Source organism: Streptomyces sp. NPDC050164, assembly GCF_044459945.1.
Classification (GTDB): Bacteria; Actinomycetota; Actinomycetes; order Streptomycetales; family Streptomycetaceae; genus Streptomyces; species Streptomyces coeruleorubidus_A.
Genome location: NZ_JBITJK010000042.1, coordinates 64,033 through 83,138 on the forward strand (window position 1 = coordinate 64,033; position 19,106 = coordinate 83,138).

Sequence of the window (19,106 nt, forward strand, 5' to 3'; positions counted from 1 at the left end):
TCACCGGTCTCTCACCCGTTGCTCACTCCTTCGGCGTACTCACCTTGCCCGGAGCGGCACCCAGATCATCTGCATAGGTCGTATCCTGCTCGGACACTCGCTGCCGAGCCCGCCCGGCCCCACGGCAATCACCCCCCGCCCGTAAGCACCGGAACAACGTGAGCTCGTCAGTTCGTTGAGCAACAATTGGCACTTTGCATCACGGCAGAGCGACCTGTTTTGCTTCATCGCTCAACGGCGGATTGCAAGACTGCTGAAAACCCCCCTTGACCGCACTAGCGACAGCCCCCTCGTGGGGTGACGTGGCCGTTCGACTGGAGTTGCACGTGGCCGGGCGCATCGAAGATTACGCACTCATCGGAGACATGCAGACCGCTGCCCTGGTCTGCCGGGACGGCACAGTGGACTGGCTGTGCCTGCCCCGCTTCGACTCGCACGCCATCTTCGCCGGCCTGCTGGGCAACGAGGAGCACGGCTTCTGGCGGCTCGGGCCCGCGTACGCCTCCGACCAGCAGCCGCCCACCGCGGCCCGGCGCAGCTACCGCGGTGACTCGCTGATCCTGGAATCCGAGTGGGACACCCAGCGGGGCACGGTCCGCGTGACCGATTTCATGCCGCCCCGTGACGGCGCCCCGCAGTTGATCCGGATCGTGGAGGGCGTCTCGGGCCGCGTCCCGATGCGCTCGGCGCTGAGGATGCGGTTCTCCTACGGGCGGGTGGTGCCGTGGGTGCACAAGCACGAGGGGCGCACGGTGGCCGTGGCGGGCCCCGACTCCGTGTGGTTCGACACATCCGCCGAGACCTACGGCAAGTCCCTGACGACGTACGCGGACTTCACGGTCGCGCCGGGTGACCGGATCGCGTTCACGATCTCCTGGCAGCCCTCGCACAAGGAGCCGCCGCCGCTGCCCGAGCCCGAGCAGTCGCTGGAGGCGACGGAGGACTTCTGGCGCGAGTGGGTCGACCACTGCACCTACCACGGGCCGTACCGCGAGGCCGTGGTCCGCTCGCTGATCACGCTGAAGGCCCTGACGTACGCCCCGACCGGCGGCATCGTCGCCGCGCCGACCACCTCCCTGCCGGAGGACATCGGCGGCGTCCGCAACTGGGACTACCGCTACACCTGGCTGCGCGACGCGGCGATCACCCTGTCCTCGCTGCTGCGCACGGGCTACCGCGAGGAGGCCCGCGCCTGGCGCGAGTGGCTGCTGCGGGCCGTGGCCGGCGACCCGGAGAACCTGCAGATCATGTACGGCATCGCCGGCGAGCGCGAGCTCGGCGAGGCGGAGCTGGACTGGCTGCCCGGCTACGAGAACTCCACCCCGGTCCGGGTCGGCAACGGCGCCGCGCACCAGCTCCAGCTGGATGTCTACGGCGAGGTCACCGAGGCCCTGCACCTGGCCCACATGACGGGCCTCGCGCGCAACGACTACGCCTCGCTGCTCCAGCTGAAGCTGATCCGCTACCTGGAGGACCACTGGCAGGACCCGGACGAGGGCATCTGGGAGGTGCGCGGCCCGCGCCGCCACTTCGTGCACTCCAAGGTGATGGCCTGGGTCGCCGTCGACCGCACGATCAAGCTGATCGAGTCCGGTGACGCCGACGGGCCGCTGGAGCGGTGGAAGGAACTGCGCGACGACATCCACCGGGACGTGTGCGAGAAGGGCTACGACAAGGAACGCAACACCTTCACGCAGTCGTACGGCTCGAAGGAGCTGGACGCGTCGCTGCTGCTGATCCCGCAGATGGGCTTCCTGCCGCCGGACGACAAGCGCGTCATCGGCACCATCGAGGCGATCCAGCGGGAGCTGTCCACGCCGGACGGCTTCATCCTGCGCTACCCGACGCAGGGCGACAACGAGGGCGTCGACGGCCTGCCCGGCGACGAGGGCGCCTTCCTCGCCTGCTCGTTCTGGATGGCCGACGACCTGGCGATGATCGGCCGCGTGGACGAGGCCCGCAAGCTGTTCGAGAAGCTGCTGTCGCTGCGCAACGACCTCGGCCTGCTGGCGGAGGAGTGGGACCCGCACCTCCAGCGCCAGGTCGGCAACTTCCCGCAGGCGTTCAGCCACGTGCCGCTGATCGACACGGCGCTGCGTCTGACGGCTTCGGGGGCCTACGGGGGCTGAACGGGCCCGACCGGTCGCGGCCCCCTAGACTGGAACCGGACAATCACCCCCTTTTCGGAAGGGGGCGGCCATGGCTTCCCTCTCGAAGGCGGGCGCGGCCCTCACCGCGCTCCGCGAGGATCTGACCGGCGACGTGTTCGCTCCGGACGACCCGGGCTACGACGAGGCCCGGGCCGTCTTCAACGCCATGATCGACCGGCGGCCCGCCGTGCTCGCGCAGTGCGCCGACGAGGACGACGTCGCGCGGGCGGTGCGGTTCGCCAGGGAGCTGGATCTGCCCGTCGCGGTCCGTGGCGGCGGGCACAGCGTGGCGGGCATGGCCGTGGGCGACGGGAGCGTGGTGGTCGATCTGCGCCGGATGCACGAGGTGATCGTGGATCCGGCGGCCCAGGCGGTCCGGGTCGCCGGCGGGGCCACGATGAGCCACCTGGACCGGGCCACCGAGCCGTACGGACTGGCGACGACCGGCGGCCGTGCCTCCACCACCGGCGTCGGCGGCTTCGTGCTGGGCGGCGGCACCGGCTGGCTCGACCGCTGCTGCGGGCTCGCCGTCGACAACCTGCTGGGCGTGGAACTCGTCACCGCCGACGGCACCTTTGTCCACGCCAATGCCGACGAGAACCCGGACCTGTTCTGGGCCCTGCACGGCGGCGGCGGGAACTTCGGCATCGCCACGGCGATGACGCTGCGGCTGCACGAACTGCCCGAGTTCTCCATCGCGATGGTGCTGTACCTGCCGGAACACGGCCCGGAGGTGGTGCGCACCTACCGCGAACTGATCACGAACGGGCCCGACGAGGCGGGCGGTGGCGTCATCTACTTCACCGGCCAGCCGGAGGAGTTCGTCCCCGAGCACCTCGTGGGCGGGCTCGTGTGCGGTCTGCTGCTGACGTACGCCGGCGGCGAGGACGACATGCGCAAGGTCGCCCAGCCCCTGCTGGCGCTGCCGCACGAGGCCGAGATCGTCGGCGCGATGCCTTACGCCGACGTCCAGTGCATGATCGACGACCCGCCGGGGATGCGGAACCACTGGTCGGCGGAGTACCTGACGGGCGCGCCCGACGACTTCGTGGACGTCTTCTGCGCCCGGGCCGAGTCCATGCCGGTGCCGACCGGCACCCAGCACGTGCTGTTCCCGCAGGGCGGGGCGGTCGCCGGCGGCCCGGGCGAGTATCCCGTGCCCTACCGCCACGCGCCCTGGGCGGTGCATCCCTTCGGCATCTGGGAGGACCCGGCGGACGACGAGCGGTGCGTGCGGTGGGTGCGGGACGTGCGCGCCGACGTGCGGCCGTGGAGCACCGGCGCTGTCTACCTGAACTTCATCGGCGAAGAGGGCACCGAGCGGGTGGTCGCGGGTCTGGGCGCCGAGAACACCCGGCGGCTGGCGGAGCTGAAGCGGCGCCACGACCCGGACAACGTGTTCCGCTTCAACCACAACATCACGCCGGCCTGAGGGCCGTGAGGGTCCGCTCCCCCGCCGGGTCTCCCGCCGTGGCCGGGACCAGGGCGATCTCGTCGAGGCCGGCCTCGGCGTAGGCGTCGATGCGAGCGAGGACGGTGTCGAGGTCGCCGACGAGGGCGACCGTGTCCGCGGCCTCGGGCGGCAGGGCCCGCAGCAGGGTGTCCGGGTCGGCTCCCTTGGCTGCCAGTTCGACGACCGCGGCGAGCCCCGCCTCGACGAACATGTCGCTGTAGCCCGGCACGGTGAGATAGCCGACGACGCTGCGCAGGACCTGCGTGAGCGTCTCCGGCTCCGGGTCCACGGCGGCGGGCAGCCACGCGGCCAGCCGGGGCGGCCTGCGCCCGGCCCGCTCGGCGGCGGCGAGCATCCGGGCCCGCAGCATGCGGACCTGCTCGGGGGAGACGAGGTCGAGCAGCATCCGGTCGGCGTGCCCCGCGGCCGCGGCGACCGCGCGTTCACCGAACGCCGCGACGGTGAGCATGCCTCCGGGCGGCGGAAGCCGGCGTAGGAAGCCGCTGCCGGGCACGATCGGCTCGCCCGGCCGGCTGTCCATCAGCGCGCGCACGGCCGCCGCCGATTCCGCGAGGGCGGTGGCGGGCCGGGTCCGCGGCCTGCCGTGCACGCCTTCGACGACCCTCTTGCTGGACGTGCCCAGGGCCACGCCGACGGGCCGGCCGGTGACGGCCGCGGTGGACGCTGCGCCCCGGACGATGGTGAGCGGGTCGCGCACCGACACCGGCACGGGCCCGGCCGTCAGCGTCGCCTGTCCGGTGGCCGCGCCGATCGCCGTCGCCAGAACGAACGAGTCCCACGTCGGTCCCTCGCCCGCCCACACCTCCCGGTAGCCGAGCCGGTCGGCGAGCATCGCGACCCGCAACGGCTCCTCGACCGGACTGTCGTCCTCCCGCCCTACCGCGACCACGCTCATGTCCATGACCGCGCCCGTACCCGATCGATCACGCGGTAATCCCGTGCGTGATCGTCCCGGGGCCGCTCCGGAGATGTCCGGAAGGCACCCGCGCGGGTAGCGTCCGGCACATGGACAGCGGGACGGACAGCGGCTACGACACCCGAGGCGCTGGAATCACCGTGCAGCGGGCACTGGAGCTGCCGGGTCTGCGCAGCGGGCTGCCGGAGGTGCTGGCGGGCGCCGACCGGCTCGGGCGGACCGTGCGCTGGGTGCACGCCGGTGAGGTGCCGCACATCGCCTCGCTCCTCAAGGGCGGCGAGCTGCTGCTGACCACGGGCTACGGCCTCGGCACCCGCCCGGCCGAACAGCGGGCGTTCGTGCGCACGCTGGCCGAGCGCGGCATCGCCGCCCTGGTCGTGGAGCTCGGCCCGCGCTTCACCCGGCTGCCCGCCGCCCTCGTCGACACGGCCCGTTCAGCCGGACTGCCGCTCGTCCAGCTGCACCGCGAGGTGCCCTTCGTCACGGTCACGGAGGAGATCCACACCGAGATCGTCAACGGCCACTACGCACTGCTCCAGCGGGCCGAGGAGGTGCACCGGCGGTGTACCGAGGCCCTGCTGGGCGGCGGCGGGGTGCCCCAAGTCCTCGGCATCCTGGGTGACTTCGGCGGCAACCCCGTCTTCCTGGAGACGGCGGACGGGCAGTTGCTGTACGCCGCCGGGGCCGGTCCCGAGGGCGCGGATCCGCTCCAGGTGTGGGAAGGGCTGCGCGGCCAGCACAGGGACGAGCCGCCGCTCGCGGGCTCGGTCCTGGTGGACGTGCCGGGCGGCGGGCCCGGCAGCGGGGGCGTGCGTGCGCGGCTCGTCCTGCTTCCCGTACGGACTGCCCTGGCACCGGTGCACCGGATGGCGGCCGAGCGGGCCGCGGGCATCCTGGCCGTGGTGCTGATGCAGGCACGGCAGGAGGAGGAGCTGGCGGCGCGCGGGCGCGGCGACTTCCTCACGGATCTCGCCGAGGGGCGGGTCACGGCGGAGGACGCCCCGGCGCAGGGGCGCGTGCTGGGCTTCCGGCCGGGCGACGGCCCGCTGCTGCCGGTCGTCATGCGGCTCGGGGACGCCCTGTCCCCGGGGGGAGGCTGGGCCGTGCTGGCCCGGGCGGTGTCCGAGGAACTGGCCTCGGTGGGCTTGCCGGTGCTGCTCGGGGTACGGCCGGCGGAGGGCCGGGTGCTGGTGCTGCTGGGGTTGCGCTCGGAGCCGGAGCGGGCGACGGTCGCGGACCGGGTGGCGGCGGCGCTGCGGGCCGGTGTCGAACGGGCCGGGATGCTGCGGCCGGGCGGGCCGCCGCCCGTGGTGGTCGTGGGGGTGGCCGGCGGCTGGACGGCCGCGGCGTCGGGCCTGCGGCACGCGGCCGAGACGGCCACGGCGGCCCAGGGCCTGCCGGACCGGCCGTGGTACGACGCCCGGCGCCTGGACATCGACCTGCTGCTGTGGCGGCTGCGTGACCATCCGGACCTGGCCGCCTTCGTCGACCGGGCCCTCGGCCCGCTCCTGGAGCACGACCGGCGCTCCCGGCCCCCGCTGCTGCCCACCCTGTCGACCTACCTTGCCCACGCGGGACGCAAGGCGGAGACCGCCCGGGAGCTCCACCTCAACCGGCAGACCCTCTACAACCGCCTGGCGCGCATCGGGGAGTTGCTGGGCACGGACCTCGACGACCCGCAGACGGTACTGGCCCTCAGCCTCGCCCTGCGGGCCCGCAGGCACGTTCTCTAGAGCCCGGGGGCTCCGGGCGAGGGGCCGTGTGCTCCAGGCGAGGGAGCCGAGGGCGCTATGCGAGGGGCCGGGGCTGGGTCAACTCGTCGTAGACGCTCAGCACTTGGGCGACCGTCTCGTCCTCGCTCGGCCAGGTCGCCGCCTGCCGGGTGCCCTTGCCCTTCAGCAGCTCCCGGCGCTCGGGGTCGCCGAGCAGGCGTACGACTGTCCCGGCGAGCGCCTCGGCGTCCCCGCGCGGGACGAGTTCGGCCGCGTCACCGACGAGTTCGGGGATGCCGCCGACGTCGGTCGCGACGAGCGGCACGCGCGCGTGGAGGGCCTCCTGGGCGAGGACGGAGCGCGCCTCCTCCCGCCGGCTCGGCAGCAGGGCGAGGTCGGCGGCGGCGAGCAGGTCGGAGATGTCGTCGCGCCGCCCGATGAGCCGGACGGGCAGCCCCTCGCTCTCGATCCGCTCCTGGAGTTCGCCGCGCAGCGACCCCTCGCCCGCGATCACTACCAGGGGCACGGGGTCGAGCCGGCGCCACGCCCGCGCGGCGTCCAGCAGCACGTCGTACCCGCGGTGCCGCTCCAGGGAGCCGACGGCCATCAGCAACGGCCCTCCGATGGCGCCGAGTTCGGCACGCACCTTGGGCCGCAGCCGGTCGGGGTCGTCGGGCTCCACGGGCCTGCGGGGGCCGGGCAGCGCGACGGCAGCGAGCCGTGCGTCCCGCGCCCCTGTCCGCCGCGCCCGGTCCACGAGCGCCGAGGTCGTCCCCAGCACCACGGTGGCCGCCTTCACGACCCGGCGCTCCAGTACCCGCAGCAGATGGGCGCGGGCCCCGTCGGCATGCGCCCGGTCGTGCCACGTCACGACGAACGGGGTCCGCACGCGCCGCCCGCTGAGCGCGAGGACGGTACGGAACGAGGCGTGCAGCCCGTGCGCGTGCACCAGATCGGCGTCGGCACAGGCCGCCCGCAGGGCCGCCACCGACACCGGGTCACTGCTGCGCGGCACATGCACATGGTCGGCCCCGACACCGCTGAAGTCATAGGCGCGATCCGCCTCGTAGGGGGCGCACACCGTGACTTTCACGCCCCGTGCGACGAGCCCCGCGGCCAGGGAGCGGACATGCGCACTGCTGGCCGCATTGCCTCCGCCCAGCACCTGCACGGTGCGCAACGGCGACTGGCCATGCGGTGAGTGGCTGCTCACGGGGGTCACGTGGCCGGGCTCCTGGTTCGGGTCGGGCGGTCACCGCGCAGGATTCCCACGCGTCCTCCGCCAAGGATGCCAGGACATATGCCGGTTCCGGGAACGCCCGAAGCCCGGCGGCGCGACAGTGGGGCGCGTCATCGGGAAGATGCGCCGGTCCGGGTCACCCACACGAGTGAAGATCGGCGCATCCCACGACAGCTACGCGACCGCTCCCGCGCTACACATCCGCCCGAGCCGTCGCCAGCAGCTCCTCCGCGTGCGCCCGGGCCGTCTCCGAGTCCTCCTGGCCGGCGAGCATCCGGGACAGCTCCCGGACCCGCTCCTCCCCTTCCAGCACCTTCACACCGGAACGGGTGACCGACCCGTCGTTCGTCTTCTCGACCAGCAACTGCCGGTCGGCGAAGGCGGCGACCTGCGGGAGATGGGTCACGACCACGACCTGCGCGGTCTTCGCCAGGCGCGCGAGCCGCCGGCCGATCTCGACCGCCGCCTTGCCACCGACACCGGCGTCGACCTCGTCGAAGAGATACGTCGGCACGGGATCCGTCCCCGCGAACACGACCTCCACGGCCAGCATCACGCGGGACAGCTCACCACCGGACGCCCCCTTGGCGATCGGCCGCGGCGGCGCGCCCGGGTGCGGGGCCAGTAGCAGCTCGACCTCGTCGGCACCCGCGGGCCCGTACGCGACCGGACGGCCGCCGACCTCGACGCCGTCCGGGTCCTCGGTCTGCCGGATGTCGAAGGACACGCGCGCGTGCGGCATGGCGAGCGAGGCCAGTTCGGCGGTCACGGCCGCGGCGAACCGCTCGGCGGCCTCCGTCCGTGCGTCCGTCAACGCCTGTGCGAGCCCGCCCAGTTCGGCCCGCAGCGCGTCCCGCTCGGCGGTCAGCTCCCCGATCCGCTCGTCGTCGCCGTCGAGTTCGGTCAGCCGGGCGGCGCTCCGCTCGGCCCAGGCCAGCACGGCGGCGATGTCCTCGCCGTACTTCCGAGTCAGCCCGGTCAGCGCGGCCCGCCGCTCCTCGACGGCCGCCAGCCGCAGCGGATCGGCGTCCAGATCGTCGGCATAACCGGCCAGGTCCCCGGCCGCGTCGCGCAACAGGATCCCGATCTCCCCGATGCGGTCGGCGAGCGCGGCCAGCGCCGGGTCGTGCGACCGTACGGCGTCCAGGGCCCGCTGCGCGCCCGCGACGAGCGTCCCGGCGTCGACGCCCTCGGGGTCCTCCGGATTGCCCGCGAGCGCGGCGTGCGCGACCGCGGCGGCCGACGCCAGCGCCTCGGCGTGCCCGAGCCGCTCGGCCTCCTCGGCCAGCTCCACGTCCTCACCGGCCCGGGGCTCGACGGCGGCGATCTCGTCGAGCCCGTAGCGCAGCATGTCGGCCTCCTGGGCCCGTTCACGCGCGCGCGTGGTGATCTCGTCGAGCTCGTCGGAGACGGCCCGCAGTCGCTTGTACGCCTCGCCGTACTTGGCCAGCGGCACGGCGACCGCGTCGCCCGCGTACCGGTCGAGCGCCTGCCGCTGCCGGGACAGCTTGAGCAGCCCCTGCTGGTCGGTCTGCCCGTGCACGGCCACCAGCTCGTCGGCGAGCTCGGCGAGCACCCCCACGGGCACGCTGCGCCCGCCCAGGTGCGCCCGCGAGCGCCCCTCGGCGGAAACGGTACGGCTGATCAGCAGCGCCCCGTCGTCGAGCTCGGCCCCGGCCTCCTCGGCGCGTACGGCGGCCGTGGCGTCGTCGGGGACGGTGATCCGCCCCTCCACGACGGCCTTCCCGGCCCCGATCCGCACGAGCGCCGGGTCCGCGCGCCCGCCCAGCAGCAACCCGAGGCTGGTGACCACCATGGTCTTGCCCGCACCCGTCTCACCGGTGACCGCGGTGAACCCGGGCGACAGCTCGACAACGGCGTCGTCGATCACACCGAGCGACCGTATCCGCATCTCCTCCAACACGGACACGACCTTACGAGGTCCGAGCCAAGGATTGCGACTGGCCTGCCCTTGTCACCCACGAGAGTGGATCGCCCAAAAGGGGCGCGGGGAACTGCGCGAACAACCACAAACCACCCGCACCCGCCGACGCTTCGCAACCACCCCCCACAAACCGCTAGTGAGGAGCCCCCCGCCACCCGGAAACCGGCAATGCGAACTTCGCCACCAGCCGATCCGTGAACGACGCATGATGCAGCCGGGCCAGCCGCACCGGCACAGCCCCCCGCCGCACCTCGACCCGCGCCCCCGGCGGCAACTCCACAGTCCGCCGCCCGTCACACCACAGAACCCCCGGCGGAATATGTGGCAGAACCTCCACAGCCAACACAGAATCCGGCGAAGTCACCAACGGCTTCGCGAACAGGGCATGCGCCGAGATCGGCACCATCAGCAGCGCCTCGACCTCCGGCCACACCACCGGCCCACCCGCGGAGAACGCGTACGCGGTCGACCCGGTCGGCGTCGCGCACACGATCCCGTCACAGCCGAAGCCCGTCACCGGCCGCCCGTCGATCTCGAGGACGACCTCCAGCATCCGCTCGGCGGACACCTTCTGCACGGCCGCCTCGTTCAGCGCCCAGTCCGTGTGCACGATGTCCCCGTTGCGGTGCACCACGACGTCGACGGTCATCCGCTCCTCGACCTCGTACGCCTTGGTCACCACCCGGTCGACGACCTTGTCGAGGTCGTCCCGCTCGGCCTCCGCGAGGAACCCGACCCGCCCGAGGTTGACGCCGAGCATCGGCACGCCCGACGCCCGCGCGAACTCGGCACCGCGCAGCAGCGTGCCGTCACCGCCCAGCACGATGAGCAGCTCACACCCGTCGAGACACTGCGGAGTGGCCTCCCCGACCAGCTCCACCTCGTCCGGCAGCGGCAGGTCACGCGCCTCTGCCTCCAGGACGCGCACGCCCAGCCCGGAGCGCAACAGCCCCTTCACCACGAGCTCGGCACTGCGCACGGCCGCGGGCCGGCCTGTGTGGGCGAGCAGGAAAACAGTACGAGCTCGGTTCTCGGTCAACGCGGCCCCTCCGCAACTGCACGGTCGACATCGGCCGGGTCCAGTTCCGGTGCCCCGGCCCGCAGCCACAGAAAGTATTCGACATTCCCCGACGGCCCGGGCAGCGGACTGGCCGTCACGCCCTTCACCCCGAGCCCCAGTCCCCAGGCCTTCTGGGCCACCCCCGTCACCGCCTCGGCCCGCAGCTGGGGGCTGCGTACGACTCCCCCGCTGCCCAGCCGCTCCTTCCCCACCTCGAACTGCGGCTTGACCATCATCACCAGGTCCGCGTCCGGCTTCACGCACCGCACCAGGGCGGGCAGGACCAGCCCGAGCGGGATGAAGGACAGATCCCCCACGACAAGATCCACAGGCTTCCCATCGATCTCTTCAAGTGTCAATTCGCGTACGTTCGTACGGTCCTTGACGGTGACGCGTTCATCGTTTTGAAGAGACCATGCGAGTTGTCCGTATCCGACGTCCACGGCGACGACATGGGCGGCGCCCGCCCGCAGCAGGACATCGGTGAAACCGCCGGTGGACGCGCCGGCGTCGAGCGCCCTGCGCCCCTCGACGACCAGGCCCTGCGGCACGAACGCCGCCAGCGCGCCGGCGAGCTTGTGGCCGCCGCGCGACACGTAGTCGGGATCGCTGTCGTCGGTCGCGACGACGATCGCGGCCGCGGTCTCCACCTGCGTGGCGGGCTTGGTCGCGACGGTCTTGCCGACGGAGACCCGCCCGGCGGCGATCAGCTGGCCGGCATGCTCACGCGAGCGCGCGAGCTTCCGGCGGACCAGCTCCGCATCGAGACGGCGGCGTGCGACTCCTGCCACGTTCGGTTCAGCTCCCCTGTCGGTACGTCGATGGGGGCGCCGGAGGTCCCGGGCGGGCGTCGAGCGCGGTGAGCGCGTCGCGCAGCCCCCGGTGTACATCCTCGTACACCTCGACGTGTCCGTCCGTGGCGAGGTGGTCCGCGTCACCGAGCCGGTCCAGGGCCGCGTCCACGTCGGCGTCGCCCGTGGGGGTGCGGGGCACGTTCAGCGGGGCGGGGGCGGCGGGGTCGTCCTCGGGCGCCGGCTCCGGCGCCGGCTCGGGCTCTTCCTCCACCACCGGCATTTCGGGAACTGCGTCTTCCATGCCCCGACGCTACCGCGAACCGCTGCGGTACCGTCGATCGCGATGGCCACGATCGAGGAGTGCCGCAGCGCACTCGACAAGCTCTCCGACAACATGCAGCACGCCGAAGGGAACGTCCGCGAGGCCGCGGCCCTGGACCGTTCGGTGAGCTGCCACATCACGGACCTGGACGTCACCTTCGTCGGCCGTATGCGGAGCGGGCGGATCGAGGTGCGCGACACGGTCCAGGGCCCGCCGCCCGACAAGGCCGAGATCAGGCTGGCCATGACCGGTGACGACCTGGTCGCGTTGGTCGACGGCGAGCTGAACTTCGCCAAGGCCTGGGGCTCGGGCCGGGTGAAACTGCACGCGGGCGTGCGAGACCTGCTCCAGCTCAGGAAGCTTATGTAGCGGCCACCTTCCCGGCCCCGGCCCCTGCCCCGACGCGTGCCTTCCGCGCCGCCGGCACGACCAGCGGCGTGCCCGTCTCCGGGTCGTCGATGACCTGGCAGCGCAGCCCGAAGACCTCCTCGACCAGCTCGGCCGTGACGATGTCCTTCGGCGCGCCCTCGGCGATGACCCGGCCCTCGCGCAGGGCGATGAGGTGCGTGGCGTAACGGGCGGCGTGGTTCAGGTCGTGCAGCACGGCGACGAGCGTGCGCCCCTGTTCCTCGTGCAGCTCCGCGCACAGGTCCAGCACATCGATCTGGTGCTGGATGTCCAGATACGTCGTGGGCTCGTCGAGCAGCAGCAACGGCGTCTGCTGGGCGAGTGCCATGGCGATCCACACGCGCTGGCGCTGACCGCCGGAGAGCTCGTCGACGTAACGCTCGGCCAGCTCGGCGACGCCGGTCTGCCGCATGGACTCCTGAACGACCCGCTCGTCCTCGGTCGACCACTGGCGCAGGATGCCCTGGTGCGGGTAGCGGCCGCGGCCCACCAGATCGCCGACGGTGATGCCGTCGGGCGCGATGGACGACTGGGGCAGCAGACCGAGGGTCCGCGCGACCTTCTTGGCGGGCATCGACTGGATGGCCTGACCGTCGAGCAGCACCCGGCCCTCGCTGGGCTTGAGCATCCGCGACAGCGCCCGCAGGAGCGTCGACTTGCCGCACGCGTTGGGGCCGACGATCACGGTGAAGGAGTTGTCGGGTATCTCCACCGACAGTTGCTCGGCGATCACCCGCTGGTCGTAGGCGAGGGTGACGTTCTCGGCGGACAGACGGTTCACGGTGCTCCTTCGGTTCTTGCTCATATCCGGCCCGCCTTGCGTTCGGTGACCAGCAGCCACAGCAGGTAGACACCGCCGAGCACGCCGGTGACCACGCCCACGGGCAACTGCTCGGCGCCGAACGCCCGCTGCGAGAGCCAGTCGGCGATGACCAGCAGGGCGGCACCCATGAACAGGGAGGCCAGCAGGTTCGGGCCGGGCGCACGGGTCAGGCGCCGGGCCAGCTGCGGCGCGGTGAGCGCGACGAAGCTGACGGGACCGGCAGCGGCGGTCGCGGACGCGGTCAGCAGCACGGCCGCCACCATCAGCAGCAGCCGTACCCGCTCCACCCGCACCCCGAGGGCGTACGACACGTCGTCGCCCATCTCCATCATCCGCAGCCCGCGCGCGTTGACCAGGACGAGCGGCACGAGCACGGCGCACAGCCCGAGCAGCGGCCAGACCTGGGCCCAGTCACGGCCGTCGAGGGATCCGGTCATCCACACCACCGCGCGGGCCGCGTCCACGATGTCGGACTTGGTGAGCAGATAGCCGTTGACCGCCGTGACGATCGCGGAGACGCCGATACCGACCAGCACCAGCCGGTATCCGTGCACGCCCCGCTTCCAGGCGAGCACATAGATGGCGAGGCCGGTCACCAGGCCGCCCACCAGCGCGCCGGCGGCGACCTGGTTCGCGCTCCCGGAGAACAGCACGATCACCGTGAGCGCGCCGGCCGTCGCCCCCTGCCCGAGGCCCAGCACGTCCGGACTGCCCAGCGGATTGCGGGAGATGGACTGGAACAGCGCGCCGCCGAGCCCGAGCGAGGCGCCGACCAGCAGCCCGACCAGGACCCGCGGCAGCCGCAGTTCGTTGACGATGAACTCCTGGCCCGTGTTGCCCTCGCCGAACAGCGTCCGCAGCACGTCGGCTGCCGGGATCGGGAAGTCGCCGGTGCCGATGAGCACGACACTCGCCGTGAGCGCCGCGACCAGCAGCAGGAGCACGACGGTGAAGGCCCGCACGTCCAGGCGTACGGAGAGCCCGCCCGGGGTCCTCACAGCACGGTTGGTGGTCTTCACAGCTGCGCCGTCCTCCGCCGTCGTACGAGATAGATGAACACCGGTCCGCCGAGGATCGCGGTGACGATGCCCACCTGGAGTTCCGCGGGCCGGGCCACGATCCGGCCGAGGACATCGGCACCGAGCAGCAGCACGGGCGACAGGATCGCCGCGTACGGCAGGATCCAGCGCAGGTCGGGCCCGGTGAAGGAACGCACGACGTGCGGCACCATCAGCCCGACGAACACGATCGGCCCGCAGGCCGCGGTCGCCGCCCCGCACAGCACGGTCGCGGCCAGCATGGACAGCGCCCGCGTCCGGTTCAGGTTGGCGCCGAGCGCCTTGGCGGTGTCGTCGCCCATGGCCATGGCGTTGAGCGGCTGGGACAGGGCCAGCGCCAGGACCACACCGGCCAACAGGAACGGCAGGACCTGCCGGATGGTCGAGTCGTTCGCCGCGGACAGCGAACCGATCGTCCAGAACCGCATCTTGCCGAGCGCCGCGTCGTCCATGATCATCACGGCCTGGAGGTAGCCGTAGAGCGCGGCGCTGATCGCCGTACCGGCGAGCGCGAGCCGCACCGGCGTCGCGCCCCGGCTGCCGCCGAGGAACCACACCAGCGCCCCGACCGCTGCCGCGCCGAAGAACGCGAACCAGACGTAGCCGCTGAGCGAGGTGATCCCGAGGTACGTGATGGCCGTGACGACCGCGGCGGACGCGCCCGCGTTGATGCCGAGCAGTCCGGGGTCGGCCAGCGGGTTGCGTGTGAGCGCCTGGAGAACGGCTCCCGCCAGACCGAGGGCGGCGCCGGCGAGCAGCCCGAGCACGGTCCGCGACAGCCGCTCCGCTACGACCACGTCGCCGTACGTCCCCGAGTCCTCGAACAAGCCGTGCCAGACCTGCCCGAGGGACAGCTCTTTCGCTCCGATCGCGATACTCGCCAGCGCGACGAGCACCAGGATCGCGACGACCAGGAGGAGCCCGAAGGCCCGTATCGCCCGTCGGGTCGGGGGCGCGGGGGCGGTCTCCGCGCGCTGTTCGGGGGGACTGTCGACCAACACGCAGGTTAGGTTAGCCTACCCTGCCATCCGATCTCGATTCCGGAACCCGGCCGCCGCCACGGACGCCCGGCCGGAGCGTGCCCGCGCACCGCGGATCCAACCGGCACTCAAAGACCCAGCCTCGCCAGCGACTTCCCCCCGTCCAGCTCACACACACCCGCACCGGCCGCCGTCCACGCCGCGGCACACAAGGCACGCAGCCCGTCCAGCGCCTCGCCGTCCCCGTCGAGCTCCAGCCGGTCGGTACCGGCCGTCGCCGTCCAGCCACCGCACCGGAACCCACCGCCGTCCGCCACGGCGACGACCGGCTGGCCGCTGAGCATCCCCCGCAGATCGGCGTCCACATACGTCGGCCGGTGCTGCGGCGGCGCGGCCAGCAGCTGCGCGCCGTCGGTCACCCCGGTCAGGACGAGCAGCGAGTCGACGTCCCCGTTGAACGCGCCCTCGATGTCCGTGTCCAGCCGGTCCCCCACCACCAGCGGCCGCTTCGCCCCGGTCCGCAGGATGGTCTCCCGGTGCATCGGCGGCAGCGGCTTGCCCGCGACCTGCGGCTCGGCGCCCGTGGCGATCCGCACGACCTCCACCGCCGCGCCGTTGCCCGGCGCGATGCCCCGCCCGCTCGGAATCGTCAGGTCGGTGTTCGAGGCGAACCAGGGCACACCGCGCGCGACGGCGTAACTGGCCTCCGCGAAACGACCCCACGGCAGCTCGGGACCGCCGTACCCCTGCGCAACCGCCGCCGGATCGTCGTCCGCCGACTCCACGGGCACGAGCCCGCGCTCGCGCAGCGCCACCCGCAGCCCCTCACCGCCGATCACCAGCACGCGGGCGCCCTGCGGCACCTGCTCGCTGATCAGCCGCGCGACCGCCTGCGCCGAGGTGATGACGTCGTCCGCGCCCGTCGGTATGCCGAGCTCGGTCAAGTGCTCGGCCACCGTGTCCGGAGTGCGCAGCGCGTTGTTGGTGACGTACGCCAGACGCATCCCGCCCGTCCGGGCCGTGGCCAGCGACTCGACCGCGTGCGCGATCGCGCTCCCGCCCGCGTACACGACACCGTCCAGATCGAGCAGCGCCGTGTCGTACGCCTCGCTCAGGGCCTGCCCACTGCCCTCGGGCCTCGTCCTGACGCTCCGGCTCATCCCGCATCGCTCCTCGTTCGACGGCTTTCCCCCGATCATCCCCCATGCCACTGACACCCGTACGATGCCGGGATGAACACAGCAGGTCACTCGGAAGCAACGGAACGCCGAGGCCTGGAACTCACCCCGTTCCGAGGCCTTCGATACGACCCCGACCGGGTCGGCAGCCTGGCCGCAGTGACGTCCCCGCCGTACGACGTCGTCGTCCGCCCCGACGGAGTCCACCATCTCGAGTCCGCCGACCCGCACAACATCGTCCGTCTGATCCTCCCCCAGGCCGCCACCCCGAGCGCCCGCAACGACCAGGCCGCCGAAACCCTGCGCCGCTGGCTGTCCGAGGGGGTCCTGACCACCGACCCGGACCCCGGCCTGTACGTCTACGAGCAGCGGGACGGCAACGGCATGCTCCAACGCGGCGTCATCGGCGCCCTGCGTGTGTCGGATCCGGCCGAGCAGGTGGTGCTGCCGCACGAGGACGTCATGCCGCACATCGTCGCCGACCGCGCGGCCCTGATGCGGGCCACCTCCGCGAACCTCGAACCCCTCCTGCTCACCTACCGCGGCGACGACTCGACGACCGCCACGGCGGACCTGATCGAGCGCACCGCCGAAAAGCCCCCGCTCCTCGCGACCACCACGGAGGACGGCTTCAGCCACCGCCTGTGGTCGGTCACCGCCCCCGCCGACCTGGCCACCGTCCAGACCGACCTGTCCCGTCACCAGGCCCTCATCGCCGACGGCCACCACCGCTGGGCGACCTACCGCCGCCTCCGCACGGAGCACCCCTCCCCCAGCCCGTGGGACCACGGCCTGGTCCTGCTGGTGGACACGGCCCGCTATCCCCTCCGCGTCCGCGCCATCCACCGCCTCCTCCACGACCTGCCGGTCGGCGACGCCGTGGCCGCCCTGGACGGCCACTTCCGCGTGCGCCGCCTCGAACTCCCGCTGTCCGAGGCCCTGGAGACACTGGCGGACGCGGCCTGCGCGGGCAACGCGTTCCTGCTGGCCGGCGACGGTTCCTTCCACATCGTCGACCACCCGGACCCGGATCTCCTGGCCCGTACGATCCCCGCCGACCGTCCCACCGCCTGGCGCACCCTCGACGCGACGGTCCTGCACGCCACGCTCCTCGACCACGTCTGGCGCATCCCCGAGGACTCCCCCGCGCACATCACCTACATCCACGACGCGGCCGCCACCGTCGCGAAGGCGGAACGCGACGGCGGTACGGCCATCCTGATGCACCCGGTCCACGAGGATGTTGTCCGCGACCTGGCCCGGCAGGGCGTCACCATGCCGCGCAAGTCGACGTCGTTCGGCCCGAAGCCGGCCTCCGGCCTGGTGCTGCGCGCGCTGGACCTCTGAAGCGCTGGACCTCTGACACGCGAAGGGGGCGGATCCCGACCGGAATCCGCCCCCTCTTACGCAACGTCAGTCCTTCTCCTCCTCGGCGGCGTCGCCGCGCTCACCCTCGTCCTCGTCCTCGGCCAGGGCGTCCATGAACTCCACGCCGTCCAGCTCGGCGAGCCGGTCCGAGGCGTCCGTGCTGCCGTCCCGGTCGGCCTCCACGGCCTTCGCGAACCACTCCCGCGCCTCAGGCTCCCGGCCGGCGGCCAGCAGCGCGTCGGCGTAGGCGTACCGAAGCCGAGCGGTCCACGGCTGCATGGAGTTGGAGGCCAGCTCCGGGCTCTGAAGCGTCACGATGGCCGCGTCCAGCTGCCCCATATCCCGCCGCGCACCGGCCGCGACGAGCCGCATCTCGACCTGCCCGGCCTTGTCGAGCTTGTGCACCTCGGGTGCCCCGGCCATGTCGAGCGCCTTCTCCGGCCGCCCGAGACCGCGCTCGCAGTCGGCCATGACAGGCCACAGGTCCGCGTTCCCGGTCATGCGCCGAGCGGCCCGGAACTCGGCGAGAGCCTCGCTGTACTTCTGGTTCGCGTACGCGGCGAAGCCGCCCGCCTCCCGTACGGCGGCGACACGCGAAGCCAGTCGCAGGGCCACCTTGGAGTAGGCGTACGCCCCCTCGGGATCCTCGTCGATGAGCCGGGCGACCATCACCAAGTTCTTGGCGACGTCGTCGGCGAGCGTCTTGGGCAGGCTCTGCAGCTCCTGCCGTACGTCCTTGTCGATCTCCTCGCCCGTGACGTCCTCAGGGATCGGCAGCCGCTTGATGGGCTCCCGATCCCGCTCGCGCTCGTCACGGAAGCGGCCACCGCCACGCCGGTCGTCGCGCCTGTCGTCACGCCGGTCGTCACGGCCCCGGAAGCCCCCGGGCCGCCCACCGCGATCGTCGCGGCGCGGCCCGCGCCCACCACGGTCGTCCCGGCTCCGGAAGCCGCCACGGTCGCCACGGGTGTCGCGGTCGCCACGGCTGTCGTCCCGACGGAACTCACCACGCTCGCGACGAGGACCGTCGTCCCGCCGGAAATCGCCACGCCCGCCCCGGGGGGCATCGTCGCGCCGGAAACCGCCACGGTCACCGCGGTCGTCCCCACGGCGCTCGTCACGACGCTCATCCCGACGGTCGTCTCGGCGGTCGTCACGGCGGTCATCCCGACGGTCGTCACGACCCCGGAAACCACCGCGGTCACCGTCGCGCCGGAATCCGCGATCCCGGTCGTCGCCACGGAAGCCACGGTCCCGGTCGTCACTGCGGAAGCCACGGTCCCGGTCGTCCCGGCGCTCTCCGCGGTCGTCACGGCGGTGGAACCCGCCGCGGTCGCCCTCACGCCTGTCATCACGACGGTCGTCACGCCTGTCGTCCCGACGGTCATCCCGTCGGAAGCCACCGCGCTGCCCACGGTCGTCGTCCCTGCGCGGCCCTCGGTCACGGTCGTCGCGCCGGCCGTAGCCGCCACCACGGTTGTCGTCACGCCGGAACCCGCCCCGATCGCCCCGATCTCCACGCTCGTCCCGACGCTCCCCACGGTCGTCGCGCCGGAACGAGGGACGGTCACCACGATCATCACGCCGGAACGAGGGACGGTCACCACGATCATCACGCCGGAACGAGGGACGGTCACCACGATCATCACGCCGGAACGAGGGACGGTCACCACGATCA

17 protein-coding genes are annotated in these 19,106 nt (G+C 72.7%); 5 read left to right on the forward strand and 12 right to left on the reverse strand.

What is annotated here, in order from left to right:
* Nucleotides 1-326: 326 nt before the first annotated feature.
* Nucleotides 327-2,129 carry a glycoside hydrolase family 15 protein gene (locus ACIBNA_RS37345; protein ID WP_150480027.1) on the forward strand — a complete coding sequence of 601 codons (1,803 nt, stop codon included), beginning with the start codon at nucleotides 327-329 and terminating at the stop codon, nucleotides 2,127-2,129.
* A gap of 70 nt (nucleotides 2,130-2,199) precedes the next feature.
* On the forward strand, nucleotides 2,200-3,582 hold the full coding sequence (locus tag ACIBNA_RS37350; protein WP_399169658.1) for an FAD-binding oxidoreductase: 1,383 nt from the start codon (nucleotides 2,200-2,202) through the stop codon (nucleotides 3,580-3,582).
* Here the strand turns inward: ACIBNA_RS37350 and ACIBNA_RS37355 are convergent.
* A complete protein-coding gene (locus tag ACIBNA_RS37355) occupies nucleotides 3,569-4,525 on the reverse strand; it encodes an LLM class F420-dependent oxidoreductase (protein WP_399169659.1) in 957 nt (318 codons plus the stop codon). The two genes, ACIBNA_RS37350 and ACIBNA_RS37355, sit on opposite strands and share 14 nt — an antisense overlap.
* 104 nt (nucleotides 4,526-4,629) lie before the next feature.
* Here ACIBNA_RS37355 and ACIBNA_RS37360 point away from each other — a divergent pair, with 104 nt between their 5' ends.
* Entirely contained in the window at nucleotides 4,630-6,273 is a 1,644-nt protein-coding gene (locus ACIBNA_RS37360) for a PucR family transcriptional regulator (protein ID WP_399169660.1), read from the forward strand.
* Nucleotides 6,274-6,328: 55 nt separating this feature from the next.
* Here the strand turns inward: ACIBNA_RS37360 and ACIBNA_RS37365 are convergent, their stop codons facing one another.
* The 5 genes from ACIBNA_RS37365 to ACIBNA_RS37385 all read right to left on the reverse strand — a co-directional run bounded on the left by ACIBNA_RS37365 (nucleotide 6,329) and on the right by ACIBNA_RS37385 (nucleotide 11,592).
* Nucleotides 6,329-7,474 carry a glycosyltransferase family 4 protein gene (locus ACIBNA_RS37365; protein ID WP_399169661.1) on the reverse strand — a complete coding sequence of 382 codons (1,146 nt, stop codon included), beginning with the start codon at nucleotides 7,472-7,474 and terminating at the stop codon, nucleotides 6,329-6,331.
* Between the two features lie 211 nt (nucleotides 7,475-7,685).
* Nucleotides 7,686-9,404, reverse strand: a complete 1,719-nt coding sequence (gene recN, locus ACIBNA_RS37370) for a DNA repair protein RecN (protein WP_399169673.1) — start codon at nucleotides 9,402-9,404, stop codon at nucleotides 7,686-7,688.
* Between the two features lie 166 nt (nucleotides 9,405-9,570).
* Nucleotides 9,571-10,476: an NAD kinase gene (locus tag ACIBNA_RS37375; protein WP_274815293.1), complete on the reverse strand. Its 906-nt coding sequence runs from the start codon at nucleotides 10,474-10,476 to the stop codon at nucleotides 9,571-9,573.
* Nucleotides 10,473-11,288 (reverse strand): TlyA family RNA methyltransferase, encoded by an 816-nt coding sequence (locus tag ACIBNA_RS37380; RefSeq protein ID WP_399169662.1) that lies wholly within the window; start codon nucleotides 11,286-11,288, stop codon nucleotides 10,473-10,475. The genes ACIBNA_RS37375 and ACIBNA_RS37380 overlap by 4 nt, the downstream gene beginning before the upstream one ends.
* 7 nt (nucleotides 11,289-11,295) lie before the next feature.
* Nucleotides 11,296-11,592 carry a hypothetical protein gene (locus ACIBNA_RS37385; RefSeq protein WP_399169663.1) on the reverse strand — a complete coding sequence of 99 codons (297 nt, stop codon included), beginning with the start codon at nucleotides 11,590-11,592 and terminating at the stop codon, nucleotides 11,296-11,298.
* Between the two features lie 42 nt (nucleotides 11,593-11,634).
* Here ACIBNA_RS37385 and ACIBNA_RS37390 point away from each other — a divergent pair, with 42 nt between their 5' ends.
* Entirely contained in the window at nucleotides 11,635-11,982 is a 348-nt protein-coding gene (locus ACIBNA_RS37390; protein ID WP_399169664.1) for an SCP2 sterol-binding domain-containing protein, read from the forward strand.
* On the opposite strand, the gene ACIBNA_RS37395 is transcribed toward ACIBNA_RS37390, so the two are convergent.
* From ACIBNA_RS37395 to ACIBNA_RS37410, 4 genes are all read right to left on the reverse strand, one after another.
* Complete coding sequence (locus tag ACIBNA_RS37395; protein ID WP_399169665.1) at nucleotides 11,975-12,826, reverse strand: ABC transporter ATP-binding protein; 852 nt, start codon at nucleotides 12,824-12,826, stop codon at nucleotides 11,975-11,977. The genes ACIBNA_RS37390 and ACIBNA_RS37395 overlap by 8 nt on opposite strands.
* Nucleotides 12,823-13,863, reverse strand: coding sequence for a FecCD family ABC transporter permease (locus tag ACIBNA_RS37400; protein ID WP_399169666.1), 1,041 nt, complete (start codon nucleotides 13,861-13,863; stop codon nucleotides 12,823-12,825). Before ACIBNA_RS37400 ends, ACIBNA_RS37395 begins: the two co-directional genes overlap by 4 nt.
* Entirely contained in the window at nucleotides 13,860-14,903 is a 1,044-nt protein-coding gene (locus tag ACIBNA_RS37405; protein ID WP_399169667.1) for a FecCD family ABC transporter permease, read from the reverse strand. The genes ACIBNA_RS37400 and ACIBNA_RS37405 overlap by 4 nt, the downstream gene beginning before the upstream one ends.
* 107 nt (nucleotides 14,904-15,010) lie before the next feature.
* Nucleotides 15,011-16,042 (reverse strand): HAD hydrolase-like protein, encoded by a 1,032-nt coding sequence (locus ACIBNA_RS37410; RefSeq protein ID WP_399169669.1) that lies wholly within the window; start codon nucleotides 16,040-16,042, stop codon nucleotides 15,011-15,013.
* 72 nt (nucleotides 16,043-16,114) lie between these two features.
* On the opposite strand from ACIBNA_RS37410, the gene ACIBNA_RS37415 reads away from it, so the two are divergent.
* A complete protein-coding gene (locus ACIBNA_RS37415; RefSeq protein WP_399169670.1) occupies nucleotides 16,115-17,407 on the forward strand; it encodes a DUF1015 family protein in 1,293 nt (430 codons plus the stop codon).
* Between the two features lie 66 nt (nucleotides 17,408-17,473).
* Here ACIBNA_RS37415 and ACIBNA_RS37420 read toward each other — a convergent pair whose 3' ends face one another.
* Both ACIBNA_RS37420 and ACIBNA_RS37425 read right to left on the reverse strand, forming a co-directional pair.
* Nucleotides 17,474-18,205 carry a tetratricopeptide repeat protein gene (locus ACIBNA_RS37420; protein WP_399169674.1) on the reverse strand — a complete coding sequence of 244 codons (732 nt, stop codon included), beginning with the start codon at nucleotides 18,203-18,205 and terminating at the stop codon, nucleotides 17,474-17,476.
* On the reverse strand, nucleotides 18,097-19,106 hold a 1,010-nt coding region (locus ACIBNA_RS37425), incomplete at its 5' end, for a hypothetical protein (RefSeq protein ID WP_399169675.1). The genes ACIBNA_RS37420 and ACIBNA_RS37425, both read right to left, overlap by 109 nt.

What these genes read in the sequence shown, in the direction of transcription:
- ACIBNA_RS37350 (WP_399169658.1), top strand. Translation starts at nt 2,200, where the DNA reads ATGGCTTCCCTCTCGAAGGCGGGCGCGGCCCTCACCGCGCTCCGCGAG.
- ACIBNA_RS37355 (WP_399169659.1), bottom strand. Translation starts at nt 4,525, where the DNA reads ATGGACATGAGCGTGGTCGCGGTAGGGCGGGAGGACGACAGTCCGGTC.
- ACIBNA_RS37360 (WP_399169660.1), top strand. Translation starts at nt 4,630, where the DNA reads ATGGACAGCGGGACGGACAGCGGCTACGACACCCGAGGCGCTGGAATC.
- recN (WP_399169673.1), bottom strand. Translation starts at nt 9,404, where the DNA reads ATGCGGATACGGTCGCTCGGTGTGATCGACGACGCCGTTGTCGAGCTG.
- ACIBNA_RS37385 (WP_399169663.1), bottom strand. Translation starts at nt 11,592, where the DNA reads ATGGAAGACGCAGTTCCCGAAATGCCGGTGGTGGAGGAAGAGCCCGAG.
- ACIBNA_RS37390 (WP_399169664.1), top strand. Translation starts at nt 11,635, where the DNA reads ATGGCCACGATCGAGGAGTGCCGCAGCGCACTCGACAAGCTCTCCGAC.
- ACIBNA_RS37395 (WP_399169665.1), bottom strand. Translation starts at nt 12,826, where the DNA reads ATGAGCAAGAACCGAAGGAGCACCGTGAACCGTCTGTCCGCCGAGAAC.
- ACIBNA_RS37410 (WP_399169669.1), bottom strand. Translation starts at nt 16,042, where the DNA reads ATGAGCCGGAGCGTCAGGACGAGGCCCGAGGGCAGTGGGCAGGCCCTG.
- ACIBNA_RS37415 (WP_399169670.1), top strand. Translation starts at nt 16,115, where the DNA reads ATGAACACAGCAGGTCACTCGGAAGCAACGGAACGCCGAGGCCTGGAA.